This window comes from Clostridium tunisiense TJ (assembly GCF_000300195.1).
Lineage (GTDB): Bacteria > Bacillota > Clostridia > Clostridiales > Clostridiaceae > Clostridium_J > Clostridium_J tunisiense.
This window is the reverse complement of record NZ_AMQH01000012.1, coordinates 554,789-578,329: the sequence shown is the minus strand read 5'-3', so window position 1 is coordinate 578,329 and position 23,541 is coordinate 554,789. Positions and strand designations below refer to the sequence as shown.

Sequence of the window (23,541 nt, the reverse complement as noted above, 5' to 3'; positions counted from 1 at the left end):
TCCTTTTATAAGTTGCCTAAATTTATCTTACAATGTAAAAGCAATATTGCAACTTATATAATACTGACTTTTCAATAATATAATAAAAATAGAATGTCTAACTTTAGACATTCTATTTTTATTATAAGATAATTATAAGTTCATTTCCAAGTAAATTTTGCCATCAAGAGTTTTAACATAAAACTTATTTCCATCAATAATTCCATAAGTATTTGGGTGTCCTTCTTTTGGAAGAGTTATAGACCCAGGATTTAATATGTAAATATCATCTACAAATTTTCCTGATGGAATATGAGTATGTCCATGAATTAAAACATCATTTTTTGATAACTTCGGCATATTATTTTCATTGTATAAATGACCATGTGTAGCAAAAATTCTTCTGTTATTGTGTAGCAGAATGCTGTAATCTGACATAATAGGGAAATTTAAAACCATTGAATCTACTTCACTATCACAATTTCCCCTAACGCTAATAATACTTTCTTTAAAATCATTAAGTAGCGTGATAACCTTTTGGGGATTATAGTCTTCTGGTAAGGGATTTCGAGGGCCGTGATATAGGATGTCTCCTAAGATAATGAAAAAGTCTGCTTTCTCATCTTCGAAAGCCTTAATCCCCTGTTTAGCATACTTGTAAGAACCATGAATATCAGATAAAAAAAATAACTTCATAACTTTCCTCCAATTATAATTAAATTTAATTTAAGTATAAGAATCTATAACTTTAGGTGTTTACTTATAAGTTATAACTCTCTGGTTATATTTTAGTCTTTTAATCTTATTATAATAGAAACATTAAAATATACTCAATAGTTTGAAAATAATTGTTGACATGTTTTGCCAAAGGTAGGTATAATATAATTATGGAAAATTTATTAAAGAATTCAAAAAGGAGGTAGGAAAATGTTAAATATAAGTTTTAGAAATACACAAGTACAACTTAATAATTTAAAATGCTTTACCCTACCTCAAAATTTAGGTTTTTAAGAGAACTGTTATTTTGCATGTCTAGTCCTAGGGTATTCCCTAGGACTTTTTATGTATATGTCAGCGAAGCCATAATCCTAAACCATGTGGTTATTGGATTATGGCTTTTTATTGTAGCAAAATTATTGCACTAAGGGGGCGGATAAAATGAAAAGAATTTTAAGCTACACTAAAAATCATAAACTATTAACGTTTTTGGGTACCATATCCATGATTATTGTTATAGCTGCAGAATTAATTAATCCTTATCTAATTAAAGTTTTTACTGACGATATTATTATGAATGGTAAATATCAGCTATTATCTACTATACTTTTAGGAATAGTAGGTATTACTGTAACTAAATTTATATTTGGTTACCTTAAAGAGTTTTTGTTTGACTTTCTTGCATCTAAAGTTGCTAGGGAGTTAAAGCAAACTATCTTCGATCACATTCAGGGTCTCTCCTTCTCCTACTTCGATGATATGAACACTGGTGAACTAATGTCCAGAGTCGGAGAAGACGTAGATAATATTTGGATGGTACTTGGTTTTGGACTTAGACTATTTATAGAAAATATAGTTTACTTTGTTTTAGCATCATTTTTATTGATACGAATTAATTTACTTTTAACTATTGTAGCACTTATAACAATGCCTGTAATTGCATTAGTAACAATTAAACTTGAAAAACAACTAGATAATGTTTTCGAAAAAATTAGTGATCATACTGCGAAACTTAATACCACAGCTCAGGAAAATATTGCAGGAGTTAAGCTAGTTAAAGCTTTTGCAAGAGAAAAACATGAAATCCTAAAATTTTTAAAGTTTAATAATAAAAATTTTGATTTAAACATGGAACGTGCTAAAGTATGGGGAAAATTCTACCCTATTGAAGAGTTTTTAGGCAACGTATCCATTGTTCTTGTTACTTGCTTTGGAGGAATTTTAGTTATTAAAGGATCAATGACTGTGGGTACACTTCTTGCATTTATTAATTATTTATGGTTATTGATATGGCCAATGAGAATGCTTGGTTGGCTCATAAGTTTACTATCTCAAAGTAGCGCTTCTGCTAAAAAAATTGAAAAAATTCTTCAAGTTAAGCCAAGTGTTAAAAATAGTGCTAATCCTTCTAAAATTAGTGAAATTCAAGGGGAAATTACCTTTGAAGATGTATTTTTTAGATATAAGGAAAAACCAGTGCTTAAGAATGTTGACTTAGATATTAAGGCAGGTAGTACTGTTGCCATTATGGGTACTACAGGCTCTGGTAAATCCTCATTAATTAGCCTTCTAAACAGAAACTACGATATTTTTAAAGGTACATTAAAAGTTGATGGAGTTGATATAAAACACATTGATTTAAATACCCTTAGAAGATCAGTATCTATTGTTCCACAAGACTCATTTTTATTCTCAGATACTATTGAAAACAACATTAGATATGGTAGGCCAGATGCAACTTTAGAAGAAATAAAAAAAGCTTGTGCTACTGCTTGTGCTAGTGAGTTTATTAACGAACTTGAAGAAGGTTATGATACTTTAATTGGCGAAAGAGGTGTTGGGCTTTCAGGGGGGCAAAAACAAAGGTTGTGTATTGCTAGAGCGCTAATTCGGGATTGTTCAATCTTAATACTAGATGATTCAACTTCTGCTCTAGATATGGAAACAGAATACGAACTACTAAATAATTTATATCACAGTGATAAAAAAGTTACTACCTTCATAATTGCTCATAGAATTTCTGCAGTTAAAAATGCTGATGTTATTATATATATGGAAGATGGCCGAATTGTAGAAATAGGTAATCATAATACTTTGCTTGAGAAACAAGGAAAATATTATGATATATATAGAACTCAGTTTAAAGACTTTTTATCACTTGGAGATGAGGAGGTGTCATAATTGGCAAAGAATACTGTAAAACAAGATGAGAAGGTTATCTCACTAAAAAACAAAGAAATATTTTTGAGGCTGTTGGATTATTTGAAGCCTTTCAAAATAAAAATTACCTTAATCTTAATACTAATGATAATTATTATGATTAGCGGTTTGCTTAGTCCAATGATTCTAAGAATTGCTATTGATAATTTTATCAAATCAAAAAATGTAAGTGGTATGCTGATTATTAGTGGTGTATTATTATGTTTAAATATAATAAGTATGTATTCTAATAGAGCATCTATATTACAAATGAACAAAATAACAAATAAAATTCTATTAAATATAAGACAAGAACTATATATTCATATACAAAAGCTATCCTTCTCATTTTTTGATGATAGACCTGTAGGTAAAATTCTAGCAAGGGTTGTTGGGGATGTAAACTCTCTTTCAGAATTATTCTCAAGTGCGGTTACCACTCTAATACCGCAAATACTAACAATTATTTCTGTTGCTGCAATAATGTTCTATTTAAATGCAACACTTGCTCTTGTTTCTATAACTGTTCTCCCCTTGCTTTTTATTAGCTTGTTTGGATTACAAGTTTTTATTAGATCCAAATGGCAAGTTTACAGACAAAAGCGTTCTAACTTAAATGGGTTTACCCACGAGTCGTTTTCAGGGATTAGAATCATTCAAAACTTTACCTATGAAAAAGAAAGTTCTAAGAATTTTAATAATGCCGTAAATAACTTAATGGACTCCTTTGTTAATGCTGTATTATACAATGATTTTCTATGGCCTATTATAGATTTTTTTTGGGGAGTTAGTTATATACTAATCTTTTGGTATGGAACTAAACTTTCTCAATCTGGAAACGTAACGATAGGAACTATTGCTGCATTTACTTCTTATGCAGGGATGTTTTGGAGACCTATTTTAAACATAGCTTCTTTTTATAATACCTTAATAACAAATTTTGCAGCTGCTGAAAGAATCTTTGAAATCATGGATATAGTTCCAGACATTAATGAATTAGAAGCTAACGAAATAATGCCATTAATTAAAGGTACTGTCGAATTTAAAAACGTTACCTTTGGATATGAGAAACATATCCCAGTACTTCACAATGTTAGTTTTAAAGTTAAACCTGGAGAAACTATAGCTTTAGTTGGACCTACAGGTGCAGGAAAAACTACTATAACAAGTTTAGTAAGCAGGTTCTATGATACTAACAAGGGTGAAGTGCTAATCGATGGCAAGAATGTTAAGGAGGTTAACCTTAATTCCCTAAGAAGTCAAATGGGGATTATGCTTCAGGACACCTTTTTATTCTCAGACACTATTAAGGAAAATATACGATACGGAAAATTAGATGCAACTGATGAAGAAATCATAATAGCAGCTAAGGCGGTAAATGCACATGATTTTATTATGAAACTAGAAGATGGTTATGATACTCAAGTTAATGAAAGAGGTTCTAGGCTATCTGTTGGGCAACGTCAACTTATCTCTTTTGCAAGAGCATTACTTGCAAATCCTAGAATTTTAATTTTAGATGAAGCTACATCAAATATCGATACTGCCACTGAAATTTTGGTTCAAAAAGGCATTAATAAACTGTTACATGGAAGAACCTCTTTTGTAATTGCTCATAGGCTTTCTACAATAAGAGATTGTGATAAAATAATGGTAATTGATGACGGAACAATTATTGAGGCTGGTACTCATGACGAATTAATTAGGAGAAAAGGATTTTATTATAATCTCTATATGGCCCAATATAGATTTTTAAATGAAGGAGCTTAAACTAAATCATAAGTGTAAATGGACTGCATAAGGGACTATCCTTTTGTAGTCTATTTTACTTAGGTGTATAATTTAATACTACATATAATTGACGAAACTTTCACAAAGTTCTATAATTTATTTATAGGTAAATAAAGGGGTGGTTAGGTATGATAGTAAAGGTTTGCGTTGGTAGTGCTTGCTATGTAAAAGGATCGCATAAAGTTATAAGCCGCATAAAAAGATTAATAGAATTAAATAATTTAGTAGATAAAGTTGAACTTAAAGCTGCTTTTTGCTTAGGACACTGCACTAATGCTGTTTCAGTAGAAATAGATGAAAGTGAAACTTTTGGAGTTGATTATAATTATGTAGATGAGTTTTTTAATACTTATATAAAGAAGAAGGTGGAATAATGCAGGTAATGAATTTTTCTTCAGCTAATTGTAAGAATTGCTATAAGTGCGTAAGGATTTGTAATGTGAAAGCAATTGAAGTGAAGAATGATCAAGCTCAAATCATAGAGAATAGATGCGTAGCTTGTGGTCAATGTCTTGTAGTTTGTCCTCAAAATGCAAGAGATGTATTATCAGATATCGAGAATGTGAAAATAGCTCTTAAGAAGAAGAAAAAAGTTATTGCTCAAATTGCGCCTGCCTTTAGAGGGTTTTTTCAGTATTCTGCTAAGGTTATAACTGCTCTTTATAAATTAGGATTTTCTACAGTAGAAGAAGTTTCTATAGGTGCTGAATTAGTGTCGTTAGAATATGAAAATATAATTAACAATAGTAAAAGTACAGAGTTTCTAACAAGTTGCTGCCCTTCTGTTATGATGCTTATTGAAAAATATTATCCCGAACTAATTCCTAATGTAATTCCCGTAGTGTCCCCAATGATTGCGCATGCAATGAGCATTAGAGAAAGGTATGAAGATCCCTATATAGTATTTATTGGGCCTTGTATCTCAAAAAAATGTGAAGCTTTATCTGAGGAAAATACAGGAGTTGTTGATGCGGTACTTACTTTTGATGAAATTGTAAAATGGCTAAAGATAGAAGGTATAGATTATAACTCCTGCGAAGATGGGAGTATGGATTTTACAGGTACTACTAGGGGTGATTGTTATCCAGTAGTTGGTGGAATTTTACGAGCTATATCCCCTACTCTCAAAGCTAAAAATTTAGACTCTATTAGAGTTCACGGTATCGAAAATTGCAAAAATCTTTTAGAGGAAGTAAAAAGAGGTAATTTAAATAAAGTTTGTGTAGAATTAAGCGCCTGTAATGAAAGCTGTCTTGGAGGACCTGGAGGTTCAACTTCTAATGAGAGTGTTTATACTAGAATTCAAAGAATTCAAAGGCAAGTAAAAAAACTAAACAATGAAAAATATTTAGATATCTCAAAAATTAGTATTCCTCTAAGTAGAACTTTTAAAAATAAGATGATGGATTTGCATATTCCTAAAGAAGAAGAAATAAATCAAATTTTAAATAAAATGGGGAAATATGATAAGGAAGATGAGCTAAATTGTGGTGCTTGTGGCTATAATACTTGTTATGAAAAAGCTATAGCTGTTTCACAGGGGATGTCTCAAATAGAAATGTGTGTTCCTTATATGAGAAGTATGGCAGAGCGGACCACTAATGAAATATTTACTCATTCACCAAATGTAATATTATTTTTGGACAAGACATTGACTGTTAAAGAAATAAATCCAATTGGTGAAAAACTATTTTCAATGACTAAAGAAAAATTGAGAGATAAACATATTAGCTGTGTAGTTCAAGATCCTGATTTTCAGTGGGTGGCGAATACAAAACAAAGCATGATAAAAGAGAAGGTATTCTATAGCGAGTATAATTATCATGCTTATAGAAGTATTATATATATGGAAAAACACTCGAGTTTACTTGTTATTTATACTGACATTACTGAGGAGGAAAAGAGGAAGCTTGAGCTTTCCCAATTAAAGCATAATGCTTTAGATGTAACTCAAAGTATTATTGATAAGCAAATGCGTGTAGCTCAAGAAATTGCTAGTCTTCTTGGAGAAACCACTGCAGAAACCAAGGTAGCTCTTATGAAGCTAAAAAAAGTATTACAAGAGGAAAAAGAAGTATGAAGAATTATTATATAGATGTAGCAAACTTTAGCCTAAATAAATATGGTGAAGAGCTCTGTGGAGACAATGTAGAAATAGTTACCACAGAAGATGGACTGATAGTTGTAATGTCAGATGGTCTTGGAAGCGGAGTAAAAGCTAATATTTTAGCAACATTAACTTCTAAAATAGCAATTACCATGCTTAAAGAAGGCGCTACTATTGAAGAAACTATAGACACAATAGCTAATACCTTACCAGAATGTCAAGTAAGAAAACTTGCCTACTCTACTTTCACCATCTTAAAAATCAAAAATAATGGTGAAGTTTACATGGTTGAGTATGATAATCCTCCAGTATTTTTCTTTAAAAATGCTAGAGAAGGTGAACTCCTAAAGAAAGAAAGAGAAGTTAACAATAAGATTATTTATGAAACTAGTTTCTTAATGGGACAAGGTGATATGCTTACCATAGTAAGTGATGGTGCTGTTCACGCAGGTGTTGGTCAATTATTAAACTTAGGCTGGCAGTGGGAACATATCAATAATTTCTTAAAAAACTTAGTGATGAAAGAGAAAACCTCAGAAAGTATTTGTAGACATTTACTCGAGGTATGCAAAAACTTATATGATGATAAACCAGGAGATGATACTACAGTGGTTACGGTAAAATTAAAAAAAGCTGAATATATGGACATTTTTACTGGGCCTCCCAAAAGGAAAGCAGATGATAAATTATTGATTCAGGCTATAGAAAAATGTAATGGAAAAAAAATATTGTGTGGAGGTACTACAGCTAATATTGTTTCTTCTGCTCTTGGTAAGGCAATTACTATAGATTTAGATAATTATAGTAGTGAAGTTCCTCCTATGGGATATATGGAGGGAATTGATTTAGTAACTGAGGGATTATTAACTTTAAACAAAACTAAAGATATTTTGTTAAACTACTTAAATGAAAAAAAACAAAAAAGACTCCCCTCCCCTATTGATGGACAGGATGGAGCTTCGAAATTAAGTAAGATGATTATCGAAGATGGAAGTCATATTCACATTTGGGTTGGTCAAGCAGTGAATCCAGCTCATCAAAACCCATTGTTTCCAAGTGATTTCAACCTAAAAATGAAGGTTGTTAAAGAATTAGTTGAAATTTTAAAAGCTTTAGGAAAAATCGTTGAGATAACTTACCTGTAGTTACAACTTTGTAAAAAGCAGTTAAAATGTAAATTTTAACTGCTTTCTTTTATCTAATAAATTTTCGCTTTATTGAGTTATAAATAATTGTGAATTCATCCACTTTCAATAGGCTTATTGCAACTGCATACACAACCACTCCAGCACTCCCGGAGATTGCTAACCCTAGTAATATTCCAATATTACCACTTAAAATTTCATATGTAGCGTTGTAGGTAATACTAACAACAACCCCCATGAGGATAGAAGCTAATATAATTTTACTAACAGTTACTAAGATAGCTTTTTTATCAACACCACCTATTTTCTTATCTAAGCTTCTAAATAATAGTAAGGCGCAAAGAGCCGCTGCAACTGAGGAGGATAAGGCAAGTCCAATAAGACCTATATATCTTACTAAAATTAAATTTAAAATAATATTCAAAGCAACTGATATTAATCCATTATAAGTGGATGTTTTGGTATCTTGCATTGCATAAAGTGCCCTATTAAATATATCTCTTACACTATAAAAAGGTAATCCCAAAGCGTAGAAAATTAATACACTTGAGGTCATAGCAACTGACCTATCATCAAAAACTCCTCTTTTAAAAAGTATGGTTATAATTGGAACACTTAATATTAAAATACCAATGGTACAAGGAATCATTATTAAAAATATATTATTAATTGATGAAATAATGTATTTTTTGAATTCTTTCATATTGTCTTCATTAATACTTCTTGCTAGTACTGGAAAAACCACTGTAACAATTGCAACGGCAAAGGTTGAGTAAAACACGTCAGAAACTCTATCTCCAAAACCGAGAGCTGCAATGCTTCCTGCAGGCAATCCTGAACCAAGAGCATTATTAACTAACCTGTTTATTTGATTTGCACTTGCTCCAATTAATACTGGTAATACTAGAGCAATCATTTTACTTACCCTTTTATCCTTAATGTCAAAAATTATTTTAAACTTAAAACCATGTTTTATTAAGAAAGGTATTTGTGCTAAGGTTCTTAATGCCATACCGATAACGGTCACTACAGTAAGTCCTACTACTCCCCCCTTCGCACCGAATATAATATAGATAATTATTGGTAAGTTTAATAGTATGCCTACAATAGCTGGACCTAAGAAATCATCTAAGGTTTGTAAAATTGCAGTATAAGCAGCATTGATTATTAAAAAAACTAAACTTACCACACTAATTTTTGTCAACTGAACTGCTAAAACATAAGTTTCACCTTTAAATAAAGGTGCGATTACTTTTACGATTTGAGGGGCAAAAATATAACTAAAAACTATCAGAATTATTGATATGGAAAAAAGTATATTGATTATGTTATTTGCAAAAATAAACATTTCTTCTTTACCCTTTTTTGCTTTAACTTCACTAAGTATAGGTATAAATGTAGTGCTTATTGCAAGTGCAATCATAATAAACAAAACATCACATATTTGCATTGCCATATTATAGGCATCAGTTTGATATGTAGTTCCAAAGGTACTAGCAACTAATGAATCTCTTAAAAAGCCTACAGCCTTATTTACTAGAGTCATTATCATAATTATACTAGCTGCCTTTGCTAATCGTTTATTTGGCATATTAGTCTCCTTTATGAAAATATATTTGTGCAAATCCAACTAAAGTTAGTATTTAAATTAAGTGATAACCTACTTTTGTTGATTAGGCTTTTTAGTTTTCTTCTACAAAGCCTATAAAATGTAGAAGAAAAGATTTAATATTAAAGTAATTTACATTAATATAATTTGGGTATATTTCAACCAAATTATAGTTCAAAAACCTTTTTAGAAATTTTTTTGATAAAAGCTTATTTTATAAAGCCTTTATAATCATTTTTATTATTTTTACCATGAAACCATTTGTAGGCAACAAGTAGCAAAATACCAAATACAGCAGAAATTATTATAATAGCTACCCCACAGTGAGCAAAAAATTCCTCAGGCATCATATTAATTATTGGATCTGTAGCCGGATCTAATAACCATTTATCATTTTTAAACATTAACTCATGAAACAACGTAAATGCGCTAGTAAAATCTACATTTATAAACGCAAGTGAAAATACTGGTATGCACACTAAAGTTATGCCGCTATACTTCAAAAACTTATATACAAACTTTTCACCACGCAATATATATAGTATAACACATCCTGTAATTAACCCTATAAGTAGTATTCCTTTTCCAAGATTAAATAAATTTCTAACATCTAAGAAGTGTTGTGACCCATCTGTGGATGATGGAAGCGTAGGTGGTTTAAACTCAATTATATCCCTGTTAAAAAGGTATTCAATGGTATAATCATAATTCTTTTTTATTTCTTCTTTAGAGAGCAAAGAACTTTGGGTAATATTTAAATAATCAATGTCGAAATAATAAATTATCTTTGATTTAGTTACTATTAATGTAGAAGTCATCAGTATACAATAAATAGTTATGATGCTCAATAAAATTATAAGTAAATTTTTAAATTTTCTATTCATAATATTGTTCAACCCCCTGCTGAGTGCTTTTTTTTATTATCTTTCAGATTAATATTTTAACTATTATAATTTTACTTTTATAATCCCGTATATTCAATAGTTGAATTTAATCTATAAAAATAATTTGTTAGTTAACCTATAAAAATTGCCTACTAGTAATCAATACTACTGCTAAAAATTTTATAATTTTTAAAAGCTATTGACTAATGTATTAAAAAGTATTATATCTATATAGGTAGTTATTTTTATGCAGTTTAAATTAATAAAATGCATATAAAAAGTTTATGCATATAGATATAAGTGTTAGTATTGCTACGTTATAATAGCTATTCTAGTTTTAAAGGAAAGTCACTATATGTATATATATAACTTATAAATGTATATAATTATGCAAAATAATTTGCTGTTGAATACTTTTGTTATATATTTATAGGTCAAGCACTTTAGTTGATCTATATAAAGTTATTTTATATTTATGTTTTTATGCAATTTTAAATTTTAAATATTAAGTTTATTATATGGGAGGCATTATCATGAAAAAAATACGAAAACCTAAGTTATGGGAAGCATTAATTCCTATAATTGCACTTATTATTTCTTTATCAGTTGGAATCATAGTTTATGATGCTACTCCACATATTCCTTTAGTTATAGCCTCATGTATAGCTGCAATTATGGCCTTAAGTATTGGATTCTCTTGGGATGAGCTCGAAAGAGGATTTATTGATGCTATTCAAATGTCCATGCAATCAATTATTATCCTTATGATTATAGGTATGGTTATAGGATCTTGGATTTTAAGTGGTACAGTACCAACAATGATTTACTATGGACTTAGAATTCTTTCGCCAAGTATATTCTTACTTGCTACATGCATAATTAGCTCTATTGTTGCTCTAGCTACTGGAAGTTCATGGACTACCGTTGGTACTGTTGGTATCGCTCTGCTTGGAGTTGGTGTAGGGTTAAATATTCCAGCGCCATTGATAGCAGGTGCTATTATTTCAGGGGCATACTTTGGTGATAAGATGTCACCCTTGTCTGACACAACGAACCTAGCACCAGCAATGGCAGGAACAACACTTTTTGAACATATTAGGCATATGTTTTATACTACAGTACCTAGTTTAGTGATTACATTAATTATTTATGGATTGCTTGGATTAAAGTATAGTGGTCAAGCATTAGATACATCTCAAATTAATTCAATTATAGGTGGTATAGAAAATTCATTTGTTATCAGTCCTATTCTTCTATTACCTCCTTTGATAGTTATCATATTAGTAGTGAAAAAAGTTCCTGCTATACCAGGACTGATTATAGGAATATTTGCTGCTGGAATAATTGCAATAACAATTCAACACGTGACTTTTGGTGAATTGCTCTCTACTTTAAACCAAGGTTATGTAGGAGAAAGCGGTGTGAAAGTTGTTGATGACCTTATAAATCGCGGTGGGATGCAAAGCATGATGTCTACTGTTTCACTAATTATATGTGCTATGATTTTTGGTGGGATTTTAGAAAAGGCAAAGTTTTTAGAAGTTATTTCTGAAAAAATGTTGAAGTTTGCAGTTAGTACAGGTTCTTTAGTATTTTTAACTATCATTTCATGCATTGTAGTCAATATTTTAGCTGCTGAGCAATACTTATCTATTGTAATTACTGGAAGAATGTATAAAAATGAATACAAAAGCAGAGGACTCTCAGCTAAAAACCTTTCAAGAGCTCTTGAAGATTCTGGTACATTGACTTCTGTTTTAATTCCATGGAATACTTGTGGGGCATTTATTAGCACAACACTTGGGGTACCCACATTAGCATATTTGCCATTTTGCTTTTTAAATTTACTAAACCCAATCATTTCAATAGTTTATGGATATACTGGATTTTCTATAGAATCAATTAATAGCTCTGAAAGTTTAGAAGTAAATTTAGAATCATTTAATTTAGCAAATAACCAAATAAACAAATAAATACTCCTTAAGTAAATGGTTAATAACTACAAATTTATAATCTAACTAAAAAGAGAGAAGTTGCTTAAACTTCTTTCTTTTTTTAGTTCCGAAATATGTTGGATTTCAAGTAAAAACAATATTGTTAAAATAATAACCTAGCAAAGCTCAAGTTAACATGTTTACAATTTATTAATCAATTTGTATCATTAAAATTATGGCGAATTATGTTGATTCTCCTTTTATTTTGCTAATATATTGTTTTATTATGAAAAACGCAGAAAAGCTCTTGTTAATTATTTAATTATTCAGAATATTATTGCTATTACCTTCAAAATACTGTAAACTTGTATTAACAATTTATTCATTAATTATTAAGGGGGCGTATTTATTTATGAAAGAACTTCGCAAACCAAAACTCTGGGAGGCATTAATACCAATCTTCGCACTTATAACTATACTTTCCATTGGAATTATGATTTATGATGCTAGTCCACATATTCCACTAGTATTAGCTAGTGTTATTGCTGTTTTAATGGCAATGAAAATTGGATATAAATGGTCTGATTTAGAAGAAGGTATAATTAATACTATTCAAATGTCAATGCAAGCAATTCTTATACTCATGATAATAGGTATGGTTATTGGCTCGTGGATATTAAGTGGTACAGTACCGACAATGATTTACTATGGACTTAAAATTCTATCACCTGGTATTTTCCTTGTTGCAACCTGCATAATTTGTGCCATTGTTTCTTTAGCTACAGGTAGCTCTTGGACCACAGCTGGTACAGTTGGTATAGCTCTTCTAGGAGTTGGTATAGGTCTTGGCATTCCAAAAGAAATGATTGCTGGTGCTATAATTTCAGGAGCATATTTTGGTGATAAAATGTCGCCATTATCAGATACTACTAATCTAGCACCGGCTATGGCGGGTGCCACCCTATTCGATCATGTAAAACATATGATATACACTACTGGACCAAGCCTAATTATTTCTCTAATTATATTTGCAGTAATTGGATTTGGATATTCAGGAAAAGCAATTAACTCATCTGAGTTACAAGTAATTTTTGATGGTTTGCAAAAGTCCTTTGTAATTAACCCAATTTTATTATTACCTCCTGTGGTAGTAATAATATTAGTTGTAAAAAAATTTCCTGCAATTCCCGGATTACTCATTGGCGTTATACTTGGAGCAATCCTTGCAATGCTAGTACAAAAAACTGATTTTGGTGGAATACTTTCAGCTTTAAATAGTGGATACGTAGGTGATAGTGGAGTTAAAATGGTTGATGAACTATTAAATCGTGGTGGTCTTCAAAGTATGATGAGCACTGTATCACTTATCATCTGTGCTATGACCTTTGGTGGAGTAATGGAAAAGGCTGGTTTCCTACAATTAATCGCAGAAAAACTTTTAAAATTTGCTGTAAGCACTGGATCTTTAGTGTTAGTAACAATAGTATCTTGTATAGCCTGCAATATTCTTGCTGGTGATCAGTACCTATCTATAGTTATTCCAGGTAGAATGTATAAAGATGAATTTGCTCGAAGAGGTTTGGCACCTAAAAACTTATCAAGATGTCTTGAAGATTCTGGAACATTAACCTCTGCTCTAGTTCCATGGAATACTTGTGGTGCATTTATGAGCACAACTCTCGGAGTAGCTACAATTGCATATCTTCCCTTCTGCTTTCTTAATCTAATAAATCCAGTAGTATCTATTTTATATGGATACACAGGAATTACCATGGAAAAGCTAGAAAAACCAACAACAACTTCTGCTACAGTAAAAGCTTAATGAGCTGATATTAACTTCTTTAAAATAAAAATAAAAAGATAAAAGAGTTCGATTTTGAACTCTTTTATCTTTTTATTGAAATAATGTAATTGATTTGAATTAAATGATACCTGCCAGAACAAAGCCTAAACAAATTATTACTCCAGAGTATAATAAATCAATTAAGCAAAAACCCATTATATCCTTTGCACCAAGTCCAGCAATACCTAAGGCTGGTAAAGCCCAGAAAGGTTGAATCATATTTGTCCACGCATCACCCCAAGCGATGGCCATTGCTGTAATTGCTGGATCAACTCCTAAGGCATGACCAGCTGGCATCATAATTGGAGCTTGAACAGCCCATTGTCCACCACCAGATGGAACAAAAAAGTTAACAATCCCAGCACTTAGGAAAGTAAATAATGGGAAAGTTATCTCATTTGAAATAGAAACAAAGGCATTTGATACTACCGCAGCTAAAGATACACCAGCAACACTAGCACCAGTCATCATACCCATGATACCACCATAGAATGGAAATTGTAGTAATATACCAGCAGAGCTTTTAGCGGCATCAGTAATTGCATCTACATATCTTCGAGGAGTTTTATATAGAATTATTCCAACAAATAGGAAGATTGTATTAACAATATCTAATGTTAAGTTAAATCCTGAAGTAGAGAAATAATATACTACATATCCTAGGCCAATAGCTGATAATAGCAAGGATATTATTCTGCTATTCTCTAACCTATCAGCTGGTGTTAAAATCTTAGGTTCTAAAGTAGCTACTTGTAAAGACTCTTCTAAAAGTTTTGGATCTATTACAACTGTACTTTCCTTTGAAGGCATCATTGCTTTGTTGACTAATGGTAACGTTATCAACAATACTATTACAATTCCTAAATTTACAAGACTAAATATAGTCTGTGAAGTTGGTATTGGAGAAGTAATAATTCCAGCAGTAGCTTTTTTAACTGCTTCGCCACCAGAAGATATAGTTAATGGAATTGAACCTGATAATCCAGAATGCCAAATTAAGAAACCTGAATAAGCCGATGCGATTAATAATCTGTAATCTACATCTTTTCTTATTTTTGCTATTTCTTTAGCAAAAATTGCTCCAATGACTAATCCGAATCCCCAGTTAATCCAGCAAGCAATAAGAGAAACAACAGAAACTAAAATAATAGCTGAAGCTGGTGACTTGGGTTTTTTAGCTAGTGCTACAAGAATTTTTTTGAAAGATGGTGCATTAGCTAATGCATGACCTAAAACAAGGACTAGTGCCATTTGCATTGAAAATCCGAGTAGTGACCATACTCCACTTCCCCAATGTTTTACCATTGCTACTGGACCTTGACCAGTTAAAAGAAGTCCTAGAATGAATACAAGAAATGTTAAAATTGCGGCAAAAATAAACGGATCAGGTAAATATTTTTGCATAATCTTAACGCACCAATTGGTAAACTTTTTAAACATAGTATCCCCCCTTGATTTTTTACTTTATTTTATTTAATTGCTAAATTATGTTAGCTAATATAATTATAACACAGATACAGTTAATAGAATCAATATAATAAACAGGATTATAATACTGTATTAAGTGATATACTTAGATTATCTTAGTAATTCAAATAACTCCATTAAAAATCATAATATTTCGTATAAAGTTAAAATCTTACTAAGATAAAATAATTAATATTTTTAATATTTTCAATTAAGTTTATATATATTTGAAGTAACTAAACCAAGACTTAATTCGTAAATGAAACCACTTCTATTTTCTTAAAATACCTTGTAATAAATAAGATAAGATGAAATCTACAGTATATATTCAAAAAACCTTATACAATTAATAATGATCACCTTTTGTAAAGGACATTTTATAATTGTATAAGGTTTATATAATTATATTAATTTCATATGATGAGTAATGAGACTATGGCTACTGCTATCTATTACGTTTTCTTCCAATTAGGAACCCCACTAGTAACCCAATACCAAGAGCTACTCCAGTTTTAAGTTTTTCAACTTGAATCTCCATATCAGTTACTGGCTCAGTATTATTAATTATTATTGTGTCCTTATTATCATCCTTAGGAATGAGATGTGCTCCAACTAAGCAAAGATGCTGAAATCTTATTTCTGAAAAATTATTACGAAGTTCATCTACTTCATTGAAAAAGTATTCTTTATTCCAATGAGAAATATCTTGAAAGGGGTTTTCATTATGTTCTTCAAATATTCCATCTATTAGCTCTTTAGCGTAAGTTACTGCATACATAATTTCTTGAGTATTTCCTGAATATCTGATTATGTATTCTATTAAAGCTTCCCTAACACCATTTATATTATCTGAAGAAATAGCTTCCACTAAGCTTGCTTCTGCCTTAAATTCCATGATTAAATACCTCCTGTAAACTTTACTATTAATAAAGTATATAGTTTAAATTTGCTATAGTCAACAAAAAAAGTAAGTAGATTAAAAATATGTGATATTGCTTAGAATTAATATATAAAGCAACATTTAGTTTACATTTGAGTAATATATAGTAAGACTAATTAAATAAGGAGGATTATATGGATAAGTATGGTTTAGTGCTAGGAGGTGGAGGAACTAGGGGGGCTTATGAAGTAGGGGTATGGGAGGCTTTAAAGGAATTATGTATTAATATTTCAGTTATTGTAGGAACCTCTATTGGAGCAGTAAATGGAGCTCTTTTTATACAAAGTGACTTGGAGACAATAAAAAAAATTTGGTTAGGATTAGATATTTATAAATGCTTTAGCTTTGCTAAGGATAGTAATAATAGTGATTTAAAACTATCTATTAGCTATGTTCCCTCATTAGTAAAGGAAATGGTAAGTGGAAACGGAATAAATTTTGAACCATTTCATCAACTATTAAAAGAGTGCATAGATGAAAAAAAGATTAGAAACTCAAATGTAGATTTCGGATTAGTTACTTATTCTACATCAAGCCTTAAACCAGTAGAAGTATTTAAAGAACATATTCCTGATGGAAAACTTATAGACTACTTATTAGCAAGCTGTTGCTTTCCCGGTTTTAAACAGGTAGAAATAGATGGTGAAAAATTTATTGATGGTGGAGTTTACAATAATATCCCCGCAGATATGCTATTAAACAAAGATATTTCTACAATAATAACTGTAAATATTCATGGACCAGGTAATGTTAAGAAGTTTCCTAAGAATACAAAAAATATTATAGAAATAGAATGTTCTGAAGAACTTGGTCCAATATTTACTTTTAATTGTGACACAATACTTCGTAGTATTAAATTAGGTTACTTAGACACTTTACGGAGGTTTGAAAAAATTAAGGGTAATTCCTATTACTTCCACGATGAAAAAATAGCATTAACATCACTTTTAGCTCCTTTATCAGAAAGTGAAATGGAGTTTATATTAGATTTTATTGACTATAAAAATTTAAAAAAAGATAAAATTTTAATAATGAGAGTGATTAGATTATTATCAAAGTCCACTAGAAAGATTCCAGATGGAAACACCTCTATTTTAACTGCACTTGAAATCACAGCAGAACTTCTTAATATTGAAAGATGCAAAATTTATACTTATGAGGAATTACTTAATTTAGTAATAGAAAAAGCTTTAGACATGCATTCTGATAAAGATATTTTTAAAGAAACTTTTGTAATTAAAAAATATATTGATTTAGTAACTTTGGACTTTCATGCTTTAAGGAGCATGAAAAAAATTACTAATATGAGAAAAGTATTAGGTTTACTATCTCCAAAATATTTAATTGGTAACTTATTTTTAGTGCTAATTAAATATAGAATGAATACTAAAAATTATTAACATAATGTTACCTTTTTATAAACTTGCTATTTTGTTAAAATTATCTTCTTAATTTTAGCAAAATACATGGTATAATAGATATGTATTAGTTTAATAAGTACTTGTTTGCAATAAAGAATCATTAGGATTTACTTTATTGTAAAAACATAAAATTTAATCGGAGGATGATTATATATGAATGTTGCCTTTTTTCTTACTCCTAAAAGTGAAGTAGTCTTTGAAAAGGTGAGCTCAACTATGCGTAGAGCAATGGAGAGAATGGAATATCATAGATATACTTCTATACCTTTATTAGATGATCGTGGAAGATATGTTGGTACCTTAACTGAAGGTGATATTCTCTGGAAGCTTAAAAATACTCCTGATTTTAGTCTTAAGGATACTGAAAAAATTCTTATTAAAGAGATTCCAAGGCATGTATGTAATAAAGCAGTTTCAATAAACTCTGACATTGAAAGTTTAATATTAGCGGCGAAATCCCAGAACTTTGTTCCTGTAGTTGATGATTCAAATACTTTTATTGGTATCATAAAAAGATCTGATATTATCTCTTATTGCTACAATAAAATGTTTAATGATGACAATTACTCAAAGCTACATGAACTAGAAGAATTAGCTCAAATTGCAAATTAAATATTAGCCAAATACTTAGAAATATCAAATCAGCCTAGCCGTAACAACTTTTGAGTTAATAAATCCACGCAAAATTTTATATTAAGTTTTAAACACCATAGATTTATATATTTGTGGTGTTTTCATTTGTAAAATTATAGTGTTTTTAATTTACACAAATTAATAATTCTATTATAATATTTAGTATGATGAATTTTTAAATATTTACAAGAAGGGGGACTTGTATTGGAGAAGCTTTTTAAAAAAAATAGCCTATTTGCGGATATTAGCTTGCTTTTAGTTGCTATTATTTGGGGTGGAGGTTTTATTGCTGTTAAGGATTCCTTAAATGTAGTTACACCATTTTATCAAATGGCTTTAAGATTTGGTATATCAACTATACTTATGTATTTAGTATTTTATAAAAGAGTGAAAAGAATAAATAAGACTCAATTTAAGAATGGTACAATAATAGGTGTTTTTCTATTTCTAGGGTTTGCTTTTCAAACTGTAGGGATAAATTATACTTCAGCTGGGAAAAGTGCATTTTTAACTGCTGTGTATGTAGTATTAGTTCCATTTTTGCAATGGGTAATAATGAAAAGAAGACCAGATAATTATTCTTTAATTGGTGCGCTAATTTGTTTAGTAGGTATATCATTATTGACTTTACAAGGAGGATTTTCATTAGGCTATGGTGATTCGTTGACTCTAATATGTGCTTTCGCATTTGCAGGACAAATCTTAGCAATTGGGAAATATGTAGAAATGGATGATCCATTAATCCTTACAGTGGTCCAACTAGGAATCGCAGCAGTGCTCTCTTTACTAGTTGCACTTTTTTTCGAACCTATTCCTATAGGTATGAATTTAAGAGCCATGGGTTCTATATTATATCTTGCAATTTTTAGTACTACCCTAGCCTTTTTAATTCAGAATATAGCACAGAAATATACAACTTCAACCCATGCTGCAATTATTCTTTCTCTCGAATCATTTTTTGGTGCAGTATTTTCTGTTTTATTCTTTAAAGAAATATTTACTTTGGCTATGGTATTAGGATGTGTCCTAATATTTATAGCAATTGTTACTACTGAAACAAAACTTGAATTTCTTAGGAAAAATAAAAGTGAAGATGAAGTTAAGGAAAATGTGATATAAATCATATAAAAATAAACTTTATAAGAGTAAAACATAATGTTAACTCTTATAAAGTTTATTTTTTTCTAAATCTAAGTATTTCAGTATCTATCTATATACTTCCATTTTTTCTATAGCCTCATCCACCAGCTTATCAATATCCAGAACTGATTCAGATTTCACTATTTCACTAAGTCTTGGCTTAGTTTTTGGATGCTTTGGAACAAATATAGTACAACAATCCTCATAAGGCAAAATAGAAGTTTCATAGGTGTTTATATCCCTAGAAATATCCATAATATCTACTTTGTCCATAGCAACTAAAGGCCTAAAAACAGGTCTATCGCTACAATCATCACTCACTACTAAAGCTTCCATGGTTTGAGAAGCCACCTGACCTACACTTTCACCAGTGGTAACTGAGTTAACATTAAATTTCTCTGCTAATTTACAAGCTATTCTCATCATAAACCTTCTCATTATTATAGTTAATTCGTCTTCTCTACACTTCTCAATAATTTGAAGTTGAATATCTGTAAAAGGTACTATATAAAGGTTGTAGTTTCCAGTATAGCCTTTTAAAATATCAGCTAACATCTTGACTTTTTCTTTAGCTCTTTCGCTTGTATATGGTGGTGAATGATAGTAGACCGCATTAAGCTCTACTCCTCTTCTGGCCATAAGGTAACCAGCTACGGGTGAATCAATCCCTCCTGATAACATTAACATTGTTGATCCATTCATTCCATAAGGAAGACCACCAACTGCTTTAATTTTTTTGGCTATTACATAACTTTTATTTCTTATTTCTATATGCACAAGAAATTCTGGGTTTTTCACATTTACTGATACACTATCTAATCTTTTTAAAATATAAGCACCGATTTCCCTAGATACTTCCATTGAATTTAATGGGAATTGCTTATTTGCTCTATTTGTTTCAACTTTAAAGGTTTTTGCTCCAGTTTCCTTTAAAACTCTTAATGCTTCATCTCCAATTGCATCCATAGAGTTTTCAATTTCATGGACTATACAAACTTCCATAACACCAAAAATATTTTTAACTCGGCCTATTACTTCTGGAAGGTTTGAAGACTCTATAAACCATCTTCCACTATCTTCTACAAACTCATATTCTATATCTTTTAAAACAAATTTAATATTATCTTTCAGTTTTCTCTCAAATTTTCCTCTATTTAACCCCTTTAAAAATATTTCAGGGGCATATTTTATAAGTAGTAATTCTCTCATCTTCTTATCCTCCTTAAAAATGACAAGACTAAATTAAGCTTTTCAATTACATAATCAATTTCTTCTTTTGTATTAGTCTCACAAAAACTAAATCTAATAGCTCCTTGCTGTTCCTTTAAAGTAAGACCAAAGGCATTCAAAACTTCTGAGGTTTTAGCAGCTTTAGAAGAACAGGCAGAGCCTGTTGACACATATACATTATGTTCTTCAAGTGCATGTAGTAGTACTTCTCCTCTAACACCAAGAAAGCTTACATTTAATATGTGCGGCATATAATAGTTAGAATCACTACTATTTATTTTTATGTCATCTATAACTTTTAATTTTTCTATGAAATAATTTTTCAATTCAAAAACAGTAGCATAATTTTTTTCCAAATTTCTATGCATGATTTCTGATGCAGTGCAAAATCCAACAATAGCAGGAAGATTTTCTGTACCCGATCTAAAGTTATGTTCCTGCCCACCACCAGTTATTAAAATGGTAGGAACAAGTCCTCTTTTGATGTAACAAAATCCAATACCCCTTGGACCGTGTAGCTTATGAGCACTTGTGCTCATTAAGTCTATATGACACTTATTAACATCTATAGGGATTTTTCCATAACTTTGTACAGCATCAACATGAAATTTAACTCTTGAGGATTTTCCTTTTATTGCTGCTCCGATATTTTCAATATCTTGAATTACACCAACTTCATTATTAACATGCATAATACTCACTAGAACAGTATCTTTTTCTATAGCACTAAGTAGTTGCTCTAAATCTATTTTACCATCTGATTTTAGTCCAATATATGTAACTCTTACTCCTTGATTCTCCAGGTCTTTGAATGTATTTCTTACACTAGAATGCTCAATATTTGAAGTTATAACATGATTACCTGGTTTACAAAAACCTCTAATTAAAAAGTTATTTCCTTCACTTCCACCTGAAGTAAATATTATCTCATCAGTTTGAGCTTTTATTGTTTTGCTAAGGCACTCTCTACTTTTTCTGAGTTTTTGCTCTGCTTTAAAACCTAAAGAGTGAGCAGAGGATGGATTTGCATAAAATAATCTCATTGTATTTGCTACTTCCTCGATAACTTCTTCATAAGGTCTTGTTGTAGCACTGTTATCAAAATAAACTTCCATTTTATCACCTCACAAAGGAACATTATACCATAAATTTTAAATAATAAATACTTCTTTTATTATTCTTAATTTGTCCAAATTTTTTAAAAATACTCAACTACCGTTACAAGCAAAAATACCGATGAGTTTTCATCGGTATATCTATATTTATCTACGATTTTTCTTTCTAACATGTCTAGACTTTTTTATAGTAAATTCTGCACTAGGAGGTTGCCTCTCTACCCAGCTTAAATATCGCTTAATTTTATCGTTACTTTCTAGCTTCTCCAAAGTATTTAAATTAAGTGCTAAATCCCTATTAGTAAATAGTGCATGTATTTGTTTATGACAGGTGGTACAAAGTAATGCAGTTGGTAAATTTCTACCACCAGCCTCCCTGGGGGTAAGATGATGCTCAGTGAGGTTAACTCCTCTTCTTTTACACAGTTCACAAGTTGTTAAACACTCTGTACTCAATAAATTCACCTCTCATTTAAAAAGATAAAATTCATTACTTTCAACATTATAGCACAAAACTTTTAAATTTAAACCCTGTGGAAAAAATTACTAGGTAATGATATACTAATAATAAAATTATTCAGGGGTGATTGTTTGTATTTCTTTAAGTTTCACAAATTATTTTTACTAGTAGGTATTATATCAATTCTCTATTTTATCGTTCTTAAATTATCACTTTGGTCAATGGCCTTTGCTGAATTTTGGCTAGTATTAGGTTGTACATTAATAGTAGTCTTTTTATTAAATTATTACAGCATTGATTTATTAAGTTATCTTCCCCCATTATTAAAAAAAATAATCAATTTTTCAATGGTTATGGGTATATTCTTGTTTTTGGCTCTGGAAGTGCTAATAGTTTACAACGGATGTGTTAAAGATGATTATAAGCCTGACTATATCTTAGTTCTAGGCGCTGGGCTAAATGGTGATAAGCTTTCTGCTTCTCTACGTCTTAGACTTGAGTCTAGCATTAAGCTGCATAAAAAATATCCAAATATTAAAATAGTAGTTAGTGGTGGTCAAGGACCAGGAGAAAATATAACTGAAGCTCTTGCTATGAAAAAATTCCTATTATCTAATGAAGTGCCTGATAATCTAATAATCATGGAAGATAAATCAACCACAACTTATGAAAACTTTCTTTTTACCAAAGAAATATTAGATAGAGATCACAAAATTAGTAATCCAATAAACATAGCTGTAGTCACTAATAATTTTCATATGTTTAGAGCTAAATATATTGGAGAAAAAGTTGGATTTAAAATTTATAGATATCCTGCATCTAGTAAATTAATAAGTGCACCTAATTTTTATGTAAGAGAGGCTTTTGCTTCAGTAAAAACCATAATGTTAAAAAGATAAAAAGAGGGGTTATCCCTCTTTTTAAAAA

At 30.3% G+C, this 23,541-nt stretch carries 19 protein-coding genes; 11 read left to right on the top strand and 8 right to left on the bottom strand.

Going from position 1 to position 23,541, the window contains the following annotated elements; genetic code table 11:
• Positions 1 to 132 precede the first annotated feature (132 nt).
• Complete coding sequence (gene yfcE, locus C661_RS0114620) at positions 133 to 675, bottom strand: phosphodiesterase (protein WP_017416088.1); 543 nt, start codon at positions 673 to 675, stop codon at positions 133 to 135.
• Between the two features lie 462 nt (positions 676 to 1,137).
• Here yfcE and C661_RS0114610 point away from each other — a divergent pair, with 462 nt between their 5' ends.
• The 5 genes from C661_RS0114610 (at position 1,138) to C661_RS0114590 (ending at position 7,938) form a co-directional block, all read left to right on the top strand.
• Complete coding sequence (locus C661_RS0114610; RefSeq protein WP_017416087.1) at positions 1,138 to 2,877, top strand: ABC transporter ATP-binding protein; 1,740 nt, start codon at positions 1,138 to 1,140, stop codon at positions 2,875 to 2,877.
• Positions 2,878 to 4,665: an ABC transporter ATP-binding protein gene (locus C661_RS0114605; protein ID WP_017416086.1), complete on the top strand. Its 1,788-nt coding sequence runs from the start codon at positions 2,878 to 2,880 to the stop codon at positions 4,663 to 4,665.
• Between the two features lie 149 nt (positions 4,666 to 4,814).
• Complete coding sequence (locus C661_RS0114600; protein WP_017416085.1) at positions 4,815 to 5,060, top strand: (2Fe-2S) ferredoxin domain-containing protein; 246 nt, start codon at positions 4,815 to 4,817, stop codon at positions 5,058 to 5,060.
• Entirely contained in the window at positions 5,060 to 6,766 is a 1,707-nt protein-coding gene (locus C661_RS0114595; RefSeq protein ID WP_017416084.1) for a [Fe-Fe] hydrogenase large subunit C-terminal domain-containing protein, read from the top strand. Before C661_RS0114600 ends, C661_RS0114595 begins: the two co-directional genes overlap by 1 nt.
• The gene (locus C661_RS0114590) at positions 6,763 to 7,938 is read left to right on the top strand and encodes a SpoIIE family protein phosphatase (protein ID WP_017416083.1); all 1,176 of its coding nucleotides are present in this window, start codon (positions 6,763 to 6,765) and stop codon (positions 7,936 to 7,938) included. Before C661_RS0114595 ends, C661_RS0114590 begins: the two co-directional genes overlap by 4 nt.
• A 49-nt stretch (positions 7,939 to 7,987) precedes the next feature.
• Here the strand turns inward: C661_RS0114590 and murJ are convergent, their stop codons facing one another.
• Both murJ and C661_RS22050 read right to left on the bottom strand, forming a co-directional pair.
• The gene (gene murJ, locus C661_RS0114585) at positions 7,988 to 9,529 is read right to left on the bottom strand and encodes a murein biosynthesis integral membrane protein MurJ (protein ID WP_017416082.1); all 1,542 of its coding nucleotides are present in this window, start codon (positions 9,527 to 9,529) and stop codon (positions 7,988 to 7,990) included.
• Positions 9,530 to 9,756: 227 nt separating this feature from the next.
• Positions 9,757 to 10,431, bottom strand: a complete 675-nt coding sequence (locus C661_RS22050) for a TIGR01906 family membrane protein (protein ID WP_017416081.1) — start codon at positions 10,429 to 10,431, stop codon at positions 9,757 to 9,759.
• 533 nt (positions 10,432 to 10,964) lie between these two features.
• On the opposite strand from C661_RS22050, the gene nhaC (C661_RS0114575) reads away from it, so the two are divergent.
• Complete coding sequence (nhaC, locus tag C661_RS0114575; RefSeq protein ID WP_017416080.1) at positions 10,965 to 12,404, top strand: Na+/H+ antiporter NhaC; 1,440 nt, start codon at positions 10,965 to 10,967, stop codon at positions 12,402 to 12,404.
• A gap of 373 nt (positions 12,405 to 12,777) precedes the next feature.
• On the top strand, positions 12,778 to 14,187 hold the full coding sequence (nhaC, locus tag C661_RS0114570; RefSeq protein WP_017416079.1) for a Na+/H+ antiporter NhaC: 1,410 nt from the start codon (positions 12,778 to 12,780) through the stop codon (positions 14,185 to 14,187).
• A 99-nt stretch (positions 14,188 to 14,286) separates the two neighbouring features.
• Here nhaC (C661_RS0114570) and C661_RS0114565 read toward each other — a convergent pair whose 3' ends face one another.
• Together C661_RS0114565 and C661_RS0114560 are read right to left on the bottom strand one after the other, a co-directional pair.
• Entirely contained in the window at positions 14,287 to 15,648 is a 1,362-nt protein-coding gene (locus C661_RS0114565) for a TIGR00366 family protein (protein WP_017416078.1), read from the bottom strand.
• A gap of 472 nt (positions 15,649 to 16,120) precedes the next feature.
• Complete coding sequence (locus C661_RS0114560; protein ID WP_017416077.1) at positions 16,121 to 16,570, bottom strand: hypothetical protein; 450 nt, start codon at positions 16,568 to 16,570, stop codon at positions 16,121 to 16,123.
• Between the two features lie 179 nt (positions 16,571 to 16,749).
• Between C661_RS0114560 and C661_RS22835 the strand changes: the two genes are divergently transcribed.
• From C661_RS22835 to C661_RS0114545, 3 genes are all read left to right on the top strand, one after another.
• Positions 16,750 to 18,015 (top strand): patatin-like phospholipase family protein, encoded by a 1,266-nt coding sequence (locus tag C661_RS22835; RefSeq protein WP_017416076.1) that lies wholly within the window; start codon positions 16,750 to 16,752, stop codon positions 18,013 to 18,015.
• 174 nt (positions 18,016 to 18,189) lie between these two features.
• A complete protein-coding gene (locus tag C661_RS0114550) occupies positions 18,190 to 18,648 on the top strand; it encodes a CBS domain-containing protein (RefSeq protein ID WP_017416075.1) in 459 nt (152 codons plus the stop codon).
• A gap of 225 nt (positions 18,649 to 18,873) precedes the next feature.
• Positions 18,874 to 19,788, top strand: a complete 915-nt coding sequence (locus C661_RS0114545) for a DMT family transporter (protein WP_017416074.1) — start codon at positions 18,874 to 18,876, stop codon at positions 19,786 to 19,788.
• Positions 19,789 to 19,875: 87 nt separating this feature from the next.
• Here the strand turns inward: C661_RS0114545 and thiI are convergent, their stop codons facing one another.
• The 3 genes from thiI to C661_RS0114530 form a co-directional block, all read right to left on the bottom strand.
• The gene (thiI, locus tag C661_RS0114540) at positions 19,876 to 21,018 is read right to left on the bottom strand and encodes a tRNA uracil 4-sulfurtransferase ThiI (protein ID WP_017416073.1); all 1,143 of its coding nucleotides are present in this window, start codon (positions 21,016 to 21,018) and stop codon (positions 19,876 to 19,878) included.
• Positions 21,015 to 22,154 carry a cysteine desulfurase family protein gene (locus tag C661_RS0114535; RefSeq protein ID WP_017416072.1) on the bottom strand — a complete coding sequence of 380 codons (1,140 nt, stop codon included), beginning with the start codon at positions 22,152 to 22,154 and terminating at the stop codon, positions 21,015 to 21,017. The genes thiI and C661_RS0114535 overlap by 4 nt, the downstream gene beginning before the upstream one ends.
• Positions 22,155 to 22,301: 147 nt before the next feature.
• Complete coding sequence (locus C661_RS0114530; protein WP_017416071.1) at positions 22,302 to 22,610, bottom strand: HNH endonuclease; 309 nt, start codon at positions 22,608 to 22,610, stop codon at positions 22,302 to 22,304.
• A gap of 135 nt (positions 22,611 to 22,745) precedes the next feature.
• On the opposite strand from C661_RS0114530, the gene C661_RS0114525 reads away from it, so the two are divergent.
• Complete coding sequence (locus tag C661_RS0114525; RefSeq protein ID WP_017416070.1) at positions 22,746 to 23,513, top strand: YdcF family protein; 768 nt, start codon at positions 22,746 to 22,748, stop codon at positions 23,511 to 23,513.
• Positions 23,514 to 23,541 lie beyond the last annotated feature (28 nt).